This window comes from Nocardioides montaniterrae (genome assembly GCF_054782655.1).
In genome coordinates this window covers 525,370-533,107 of sequence record NZ_BAAGSB010000002.1, presented here as the reverse complement: position 1 = coordinate 533,107, position 7,738 = coordinate 525,370, and the positions used below count along the sequence as shown (strand labels likewise).

Sequence of the window (7,738 nt, the reverse complement as noted above, 5' to 3'; positions counted from 1 at the left end):
CCTACCCTGGATCTGCAAACCCCAGCCCAACGGCTGAACCAACTGCTGACCCAGGCAGCCTGACCACCCGTTGCTTAGACCGCTGGACCTTGAGCGCATGGGAGGTGCAGGTTCGGCTGCATACCTTGGGAAACCTGCAGCCCAGCGTTCAGTCCAAGGGGACGGAGTGGTGGACGAGGAGCTCCTCGGCGAGCAGGCCGACCTCACGGTCGAGCTCCTCGGGAGAGACCACGAACGCCTCCGGCCCGGCAGCCAGGATCAGCATCGCGACGCGTCGCTCGAGCGGCGGCAGCAGCTCGACGTCGACGACCACCGACTCGGTGTCGTCCTCGACCAGGGCCACCTTCTCGGCGTACATGTCGGCCGCCCAGCGGCCCTCCTGCGGGAGGCAGACCCGCACGGTGGTGGTCGCCCGCTGCTCGGCCAGCATCCGCTCCAGGCCGAGCGGCGGCGAGAAGGTCTCGTCGAGCGCGACGGCCTCGCGGATGTTGGAGAGCAGGTAGGTCCGCAGCGCGCCGTCGGCATCGACCGGCCCGGCGTCGACCTCCCAGCCGCGGCGGGTCTGCACGAGCCGGTAGGGCTCGATGACCCGCTCGCCCACGCCGTGCACCCATGCCCGCGAGTAGACGATGCGCACCTTGCGACGTGCCTCCTGGGCGTCCTGGAGCACACCCAGCGGACGGTTCCAGCGGGCCGCGGCGACCGGCGGGTCCTGGCTGCCGGCGGCACCGAAGAGGGTCTCGGTCAGCACGTCGATCGCGCCGAGCAGGTCGTCGTTGTCGGGCTCGAAGTCGGCGAGCGTGCGCGCGGCGCTGTAGACGAGCGCGAGCTCGGCGGCATCGACGTACTCCACCCCGAGCTCCTCGGCGGGCTGGATGATCCGCACGACCTGCGCCTCGGCAGGCTCCGCGTCGTCGCCCTCGGGACCGAGGAACTCCAGGACGTCGGGGCGGTAGAGGCCGAGCATGATGTCGAGGTCGGCGGTGAAGAACGCGGCGAGGTCCTCGCGCAGCTCGTCGACCGGGATCCCGACCTCCTCGGCGAGGACGCTCAGCCGCAGGCCGTCGGGGTGCTCGGCCAGGCGCGCGAAGACCTCGGGCAGCCGCGCGATGCGGGCGACGTACTTGGGCGTGCTCATGCGATCCCCGCCGATCCGGCGAGCTCCTCGAGGAGCCCGGCACGTACGTCGGCCGGGCCGATCAGCTGCACCCGACGACCCAGCTCGAAGAGCCGCGCGTGCAGAGCGGACCGGTTGGTCACGCGATAGGTCATGGTGACCGAGCCGTCCGGCTCCACACGTACGCCGGACGGCGTACCGAGCCAGCGGCGTACGTCGGGCTCGTGGTCGGGGCTGGTGCGGAGCTGGACGTCCACCGGCTCGTCGATCTCCCAGCTCATCGGGTGCAGCCCGATGTGGCGCACGCTCGCGATCGGCTGCGCGGATCCGGGCGCGTCGAGCTCGACCTCGCCCATCCGGGTGACGACGAAGCGCTTGACCAGGCCGGCCTCGAGGTCGGCGTCCTCGACGCCGCAGAGGTACCAGCGGTTGTTCTGGGTGCGCACCGACTCGGGGTGCACGACCCGCGGCCGGCCCTTGTACGAGAAGCGCAGCAGCCGCCTCCCCCGCACCCCGGCGAGCGCTGCGGAGAGCGCCGCGGAGCTCGCGCCCTCGGCGGCGTCGGCGGCCATCGCGGCATCGACGGTCGAGGGCCGGGCGGAGTCGGGCAGGCCGAGGCGCTCGACGAGGTCGTCACGGTCGGCGAGCAGCACCGCGCGACGCAGAGCGGTCTGCTGCTCGGGCGTGAGCCGGAGTCGCAGCCGGTTGTCGACCGAGGTCATCCGCCAGATCGCGGGGCTGCCCGGCGGCGCGATGTTCTCGATCTGCCAGCCCTGCTTGTTGAGGTGGTTGATCTCGCGCTTGAGCTGGGTGCCGGGGTCACCCTCACCGGTGAAGCCGGCGACCGCGATCAGGGTCTCGGCGGGCACACCCTGCTGCGGGTGCGCGCGCAGGACCGCGGCGATCCGGACCAGTCGCTCCATCGGTCCTCGCTGGTCGCGTCCCGGCCCTGCCATCTGCCCTCCGTGCTGCTGCTGATGCTGATGCGATTCAGTCGAACGATCCGTGCCGGCCCTCGCCGGCCGCGAACCTGCCCGCCCCCGTGACGGTATCCGCTGCGAGGGAGACCTCGCCGTGTTTCCACTCGTTCGCGATCGCCTCGTCCAGCGGCAGGCCGTGCTGCTCGTACGCCGAGAGCCGGTCCTGTCGCATCGTCGTCTGGGGGAACGCGGCGAGCCGGTCGGCCAGCGCGACGGCCTCCTCCAGCACCTTCCCCGGAGCGCTGATGCGGTTGGCCAGGCCCATCCGCAGCGCCTCCTCGGCACCCACCTCACGTCCGGTGAGGATCAGGTCCAGCGCGTGGGAGTGGCCGATCAGGCGCGGCAGCCGGACCGTTCCCCCGTCGATCAGGGGGACGCCCCAGCGGCGGCAGAAGACGCCGAACGCCGCGCCCGGGTCCACCACGCGCAGGTCGCACCAGACGGCGAGCTCGAGTCCGCCGGCCACGGCGTACCCCTCGATGGCGGCGATCACCGGCTTGCCGAGCAGGAGCCGGGTCGGGCCCATGCCGGCAGGACCGACGCCGGGTGCGCCGACCTCGACGTCGCCCCGGGTCACCGCCTTGAGGTCGGCTCCGGCGCAGAAGACGCCGCCGGCGCCGTACAGGATCGCGACGTGGGCGTCAGGGTCGGCGTCGAAGGCGGTGAACGCCTCGGTCAGCTCACGGGCGTGCCGCGCGTCGACGGCGTTGCGCACGTCGGGGCGGTCCAGCGTCACGATCGTGACGGGGCCGCGGCGCTCGACGGTGACGGCCATGGCTAGAGGTAGAGACCTTCGGACTCGTCGAGCCGGTCGGCGGCGACGGCGTGGACGTCACGCTCGCGCATGACGACGTACACGTCGCCGTGGACCTCGACCTCGGCCTTGTCCTCGGGATCGAACAGGACCCGGTCGCCGACGACGACGGCACGGGCATGCGGACCGACCGCGACGACGCGGGACCACGCGAGGCGCTTGGCACCCATCGCGGCGGTTGCGGGGATGACGATGCCGCCGGAGGACCGGCGCTCGCCGGCCTCGTTGTCGACCTCGCAGAGGATCCGGTCGTGCAGCATCCGGATCGGCGTCTTGTCGACGCCGGCGGTGCTCACGGTGCCGGGCTCACGGGGTCGCTCACTTGACGAGCTTGCGGATCACCACGAAGACGGTGACCACGCCGACGACGCCGCCGACGACCTTCAGGATGTTGTCGGTGCGGGGCTGGCCCGTCTCGACGTCGACGAAGTACGCCTTGGTGTCGGCGACCTGTCGGCTGGCGATGGTCTTGGGGCTCGACCGGTAGAGCAGCTGGTCGATGGTCACGGCGAGGCGGTCGCGCGTCTCTTCGATCTCGCGCTCGATGTCCGAAGGCTGGGTCACGGGGGCAGGTTAGCAAGGTGCAAGGATGGCGTCATGACCGATCGTCTCAGCCCGGGCGCCAAGGCACCCGGCTTCACGCTCACCTCGGACACCGGCGAGAGCGTCTCGCTGAGCGACGTCACTGCTTCGGGCAAGGCGATCGTGTACTTCTACCCGGCCGCGATGACCCCGGGCTGCACCAAGCAGGCCTGCGACTTCACCGACTCGCTCGCCTCTCTCCAGGCAGCGGGATATACCGTCCTGGGCGTCTCCAAGGACACCCCGGCCAAGCTCGCCAAGTTCCGCGAGCGCGACTCCTTGACCATCACCCTGCTCTCGGACCCCGACCTGGCGGTGCACCAGGCGTACTCGGCGTACGGCGAGAAGAAGCTGTACGGCAAGGTCGTCGAGGGCGTCATCCGCTCGACCTTCGTGGTCGGTGAGGACGGGACGATCGAGGTGGCGCAGTACAACGTCAAGGCCACCGGTCACGTCGCCAAGCTGCGCCGGGACCTCGGCCTCGACTGAAGCCGCCGGCTGCTGGTTTCCCAAGGGATGCAGGGAAACCTGCGCTTCCCCATGGTTGTAGCGCTTGGGGAGCGCAGCTTCAGCGACATCCCTTGGGAAACCTGCGCGTGCCGAGGGCGGGAATCGAACCCGCACGCCCTAAGGCACAAGAACCTAAATCTTGCGCGTCTACCTGTTCCGCCACCCCGGCCGGTGCCCATCCAGTCTAGGGATCAGCCCTGGAGCTCCTCACGGAGCACAGGGGGCGTCCGGTTCTCCGGCTTGAAGCCGTGCTTGTCGGCGTAGAACTCACGGACGAGGTCCATGTCGGCCTTCATGTCACCGGAGGGCGTGAAGGTCGGGCCCATGCCCATCGACCGGGTCGTGCCGTCGACGAAGCCGAGCGAGACGGGCAGGCCGGTCTGGGCCGAGATCCGCAGGAAGCCGGACTTCCAGAACTCGCCCTTGGAGCGGGTTCCCTCGGCCGCGATGCACAGGCACAGCGAGTCGTCGGCGTCGGCGAGCATCGCGCGGATCGCCGGGCCCGGGTCGGAGCGGTCGAGCGGGATGCCGCCGAGGGCCCGCAGGAGCGGGCCGAGCGGCCCCTTGAAGAACGACTTCTTTACCAGCACCTGAGGCTGTACGCCGCTGCTCCAGGCGATCGCCAGCATCGCGACGAAGTCCCAGTTGGAGGTGTGCGGCGCACCCACCAGGATGCCGCGCTCGGGGACCGGCGGGCCGACGAGCCTCCAGCGGGTGATGCGGAGCAGGAGGCGGGCGAGGTTCTTGCGCAGCGGCATGGGCTCAGTGTCCCGTGACGCCGGTGGCGACGCGACCGCGGTCCACCGCCCACCGCTCATCGAGCCGCACGTTGCCCAGCAGACGCCGGTCGTGGGTGACCAGGAGCAGGGCTCCGTCGTACGCCTCGAGCGCCTGCTCCAGCTGCTCGATGGCGGGCAGGTCGAGGTGGTTGGTCGGCTCGTCGAGGACGAGCAGGTTCACGCCGCGGGCCTGCAGCAGCGCCAGCGCCGCACGGGTGCGCTCCCCCGGCGACAACGCACCGACGGGGCTGCTGACCTGCGCGGCCTTGAGCCCGAACTTCGCGAGCAGCGTGCGGACCTCGCCCGAGGCCATGGCAGGGACGACGGCCTCGAACGCGTCGGCCAGCGGCAACGACTCGGACAGCGAGGTGCGGGCCTGGTCGATCTCGCCGATCGCCACGCTGGCACCCAGCGACGCCGACCCCGCGGTGGGAGCCAGCCGGCCCAGGAGCAGCCGCAGCAGCGTCGACTTGCCCGCGCCGTTGGGACCGGTGATCCCGATCCGGTCGCCGGCGTTGACCTGCAGCGAGACCGGCCCGAAGGTGAAGTCGCCCAACGTCACCGACGCCTCGTTGAGGGTCGCGACGACCGATGAGGAGCGTGGCGCCGCGGCGATCGAGAACTGCAGCTCCCACTCCTTGCGCGGCTCCTCGACCTCCTCGAGCCGGGAGATCCGCGACTCCATCTGACGGACCTTCTGGGCCTGCTTCTCCGACGACTCGCTCTGCGCGCGGCGCCGGATCTTGTCGTTGTCGGGGCTCTTCTTCATCGCGTTGCGCACGCCCTGCGAGCTCCACTCGCGCTGCACGCGCGCCCGCGAGACCAGGTCGGCCTTCTTGTCGGCGAACTCTTCGTACGCCTCGCGAGCGTGACGTCGCGCGATGTCGCGCTCCTCGAGGAACGAGTCGTAGCCGCCGTCGTACACGGCGACCTTGTTCTGGGCGAGGTCGAGCTCGACCACCCGCGTCACGCAGCGCGCGAGGAACTCGCGGTCGTGCGACACCAGCACGACGCCCTGCCGCAACCCGCGGACGAACGCCTCGAGCCGCTCGAGGCCCGCGAGGTCGAGGTCGTTGGTCGGCTCGTCGAGCAGGACCACGTCGAAGCGCGAGAGCAGCAGCGCTGCCAACGCGGCCCGCGCGGCCTGGCCGCCCGAGAGCGAGGTCATCGGCGCGTCCGCACCGACGTCGAGGCCGAGCTCGGCGAGCACCGCCGGCACCCGGTCGTCGAGGTCGGGCGCCCCCGAGGCGATCCAGTGGTCGAAGGCGACGGCGTACGCATCGTCGGCGCCGGGCTCCCCGGCGCCCAAGGCCTCGGCGGTCGCCTCCATGGCCGCGGTCGCCGCGGCACAGCCCGTACGCCGGGCGACGTACCCGAGCACCGTCTCGCCGGGGACCCGCTCGTGCTCCTGCGGCAGCCAGCCGACGAACGCGTCGACCGGCGCGGGCGCGACCGTGCCGCCGAGCGGCTGGTCGACGCCGGCCAGCAGGCGCAGCAGCGTGGACTTGCCGGCGCCGTTGGCACCGACCACACCGATCACGTCACCGGGGGCGACCGTCAGGTCGAGTCCCTCGAAGAGGGTGCGGTGGGTGTGGCCGCCGGCGAGGTCGCGGGCGACCAGGGTCGCGCTCACGAGAGCAGCGCGGCGATCTGTGGTGCGATCGCGCGCAGCGCCTTGCCGCGGTGCGAGATGGCGTCCTTGTCGTCCTTGGACAGCTCGGCCGTCGTCACCCCGGGCGCCTCGTCGGCCTCGAAGACGACGTCGTAGCCGAACCCGCCCTCGCCACGGACCTCGCGGACGATCCGGCCGGCCATCTGGCCCTCGATGGTGAGCTCCTCGCCGTCGGGCAGCACGAACGCGACCGCGCACGTGAAGTGGGCCGTACGTCGCTCATCGGGTACGTCGAGCAGCTGGTCGAGCAGCAGGGCGTTGTTGCGCTGGTCGCTCTTGGGGCGCCCGCTCCAACGGGCCGACAGCACACCCGGCATGCCGTTGAGCGCGTCGACGCACAGGCCGCTGTCGTCGGCGATCGTCGGCAGCCCGGTCGCGACCAGGCCCGCCCGCGCCTTGAGCAGCGCGTTGCCGGCGAAAGTCGGCTCGTCCTCGACCGGCTCGGCGTAGGCCTCGACGTCGCCGAGCCCGAGGACCGTGACGCCCGGGAGGTGCGCCTCGAGGATGCGCTGCATCTCGGCGACCTTCTTGGCGTTGCCGGACGCGACGAGGATCTGGGTCACCGACTACTCCGCCAGCGCTTCCTGCTGCAGCCGGGTCAGGTCGGCGCAGCCCTTCTCGCCGAGGGCGAGGAGCGCGTCGAGCTCGGCACGGTCGAAGGCCGCGCCCTCGGCGGTGCCCTGGACCTCGACGAACTTACCGTCGCCGGTCATCACGATGTTCATGTCGGTCTCGGCGCGCACGTCCTCGACGTAGGGCAGGTCCAGGCGCGGGACACCGTCGATGATGCCGACCGAGACCGCCGCGACCGAGCCGGTCAGGGCGCCGGGCACGCCGAGCTTGGCGCAGGCGTCGGCGAGGGCGACGTACGCCCCGGTGATGGCGGCGGTGCGGGTCCCGCCGTCGGCCTGGAGGACGTCGCAGTCGATCTGGATGGTGTTCTCGCCGAGCGCCTTGTCGTCGATGATCGCGCGCAGCGAGCGGCCGACCAGCCGGGAGATCTCGTGGGTGCGACCACCGATGCGGCCCTTGACGGACTCGCGGTCGTTGCGGGTGTTCGTGGCGGCGGGGAGCATGGAGTACTCCGCCGTGACCCAGCCGAGGCCGGAGCCCTTGCGCCAGCGCGGCACACCCTCGGACGCCGAGGCGCAGCACAGGACGCGGGTCTTGCCGAACTCCACCAGCACCGAGCCGGCCGGGTTGTCGAGCCAGTTGCGGGTGATCTTGATCTGGCGCAGCTCGTCGTCGGCGCGACCGTCGGCGCGGCCCTGGGTGCTCGTCATG

10 protein-coding genes and 1 tRNA gene are annotated in these 7,738 nt (G+C 71.5%); 1 reads left to right on the top strand and 10 read right to left on the bottom strand.

Translation table 11 applies throughout. The features are described 5' to 3' along the window. Window positions 1-148: 148 nt before the first annotated feature. The 5 genes from ACYVJ3_RS06170 to ACYVJ3_RS06150 all read right to left on the bottom strand — a co-directional run bounded on the left by ACYVJ3_RS06170 (window position 149) and on the right by ACYVJ3_RS06150 (window position 3,475). The gene (locus ACYVJ3_RS06170) at window positions 149-1,138 is read right to left on the bottom strand and encodes a helix-turn-helix transcriptional regulator (protein WP_460851702.1); all 990 of its coding nucleotides are present in this window, start codon (window positions 1,136-1,138) and stop codon (window positions 149-151) included. Next, complete coding sequence (locus tag ACYVJ3_RS06165; RefSeq protein WP_460851701.1) at window positions 1,135-2,040, bottom strand: WYL domain-containing protein; 906 nt, start codon at window positions 2,038-2,040, stop codon at window positions 1,135-1,137. The genes ACYVJ3_RS06170 and ACYVJ3_RS06165 overlap by 4 nt, the downstream gene beginning before the upstream one ends. 67 nt (window positions 2,041-2,107) lie before the next feature. Continuing rightward, on the bottom strand, window positions 2,108-2,872 hold the full coding sequence (locus ACYVJ3_RS06160; RefSeq protein WP_460851699.1) for a crotonase/enoyl-CoA hydratase family protein: 765 nt from the start codon (window positions 2,870-2,872) through the stop codon (window positions 2,108-2,110). A 2-nt stretch (window positions 2,873-2,874) separates the two neighbouring features. Continuing rightward, window positions 2,875-3,171 (bottom strand): GroES family chaperonin, encoded by a 297-nt coding sequence (locus ACYVJ3_RS06155; protein ID WP_460851718.1) that lies wholly within the window; start codon window positions 3,169-3,171, stop codon window positions 2,875-2,877. 58 nt (window positions 3,172-3,229) lie between these two features. Then, window positions 3,230-3,475, bottom strand: a complete 246-nt coding sequence (locus ACYVJ3_RS06150) for a DUF3618 domain-containing protein (RefSeq protein WP_460851698.1) — start codon at window positions 3,473-3,475, stop codon at window positions 3,230-3,232. A gap of 33 nt (window positions 3,476-3,508) precedes the next feature. Here ACYVJ3_RS06150 and bcp point away from each other — a divergent pair, with 33 nt between their 5' ends. Beyond that, window positions 3,509-3,982: a thioredoxin-dependent thiol peroxidase gene (bcp, locus tag ACYVJ3_RS06145; protein WP_460851695.1), complete on the top strand. Its 474-nt coding sequence runs from the start codon at window positions 3,509-3,511 to the stop codon at window positions 3,980-3,982. A gap of 108 nt (window positions 3,983-4,090) precedes the next feature. Here the strand turns inward: bcp and ACYVJ3_RS06140 are convergent. The 5 genes from ACYVJ3_RS06140 to rph all read right to left on the bottom strand — a co-directional run bounded on the left by ACYVJ3_RS06140 (window position 4,091) and on the right by rph (window position 7,737). Beyond that, window positions 4,091-4,172, bottom strand: a tRNA-Leu gene (locus ACYVJ3_RS06140). A 22-nt stretch (window positions 4,173-4,194) separates the two neighbouring features. Then, window positions 4,195-4,761, bottom strand: coding sequence for a 1-acyl-sn-glycerol-3-phosphate acyltransferase (locus tag ACYVJ3_RS06135; protein ID WP_460851692.1), 567 nt, complete (start codon window positions 4,759-4,761; stop codon window positions 4,195-4,197). A 4-nt stretch (window positions 4,762-4,765) separates the two neighbouring features. Next, window positions 4,766-6,415, bottom strand: a complete 1,650-nt coding sequence (locus tag ACYVJ3_RS06130; RefSeq protein WP_460851690.1) for an ABC-F family ATP-binding cassette domain-containing protein — start codon at window positions 6,413-6,415, stop codon at window positions 4,766-4,768. Beyond that, complete coding sequence (rdgB, locus tag ACYVJ3_RS06125) at window positions 6,412-7,017, bottom strand: RdgB/HAM1 family non-canonical purine NTP pyrophosphatase (RefSeq protein ID WP_460851688.1); 606 nt, start codon at window positions 7,015-7,017, stop codon at window positions 6,412-6,414. Before rdgB ends, ACYVJ3_RS06130 begins: the two co-directional genes overlap by 4 nt. 3 nt (window positions 7,018-7,020) lie before the next feature. Further along, window positions 7,021-7,737, bottom strand: coding sequence for a ribonuclease PH (rph, locus tag ACYVJ3_RS06120; protein ID WP_460851686.1), 717 nt, complete (start codon window positions 7,735-7,737; stop codon window positions 7,021-7,023). Window position 7,738: the final 1 nt, after the last annotated feature.

Bases quoted from the DNA above. Each gene is read 5' to 3' on its own strand.
- ACYVJ3_RS06165 (WP_460851701.1), bottom strand. From the start codon at position 2,040: ATGGAGCGACTGGTCCGGATCGCCGCGGTCCTGCGCGCGCACCCGCAG.
- bcp (WP_460851695.1), top strand. From the start codon at position 3,509: ATGACCGATCGTCTCAGCCCGGGCGCCAAGGCACCCGGCTTCACGCTC.
- ACYVJ3_RS06135 (WP_460851692.1), bottom strand. From the start codon at position 4,761: ATGCCGCTGCGCAAGAACCTCGCCCGCCTCCTGCTCCGCATCACCCGC.
- ACYVJ3_RS06170 (WP_460851702.1), bottom strand. From the start codon at position 1,138: ATGAGCACGCCCAAGTACGTCGCCCGCATCGCGCGGCTGCCCGAGGTC.
- ACYVJ3_RS06155 (WP_460851718.1), bottom strand. From the start codon at position 3,171: ATGCTGCACGACCGGATCCTCTGCGAGGTCGACAACGAGGCCGGCGAG.
- rph (WP_460851686.1), bottom strand. From the start codon at position 7,737: ATGACGAGCACCCAGGGCCGCGCCGACGGTCGCGCCGACGACGAGCTG.
- ACYVJ3_RS06160 (WP_460851699.1), bottom strand. From the start codon at position 2,872: ATGGCCGTCACCGTCGAGCGCCGCGGCCCCGTCACGATCGTGACGCTG.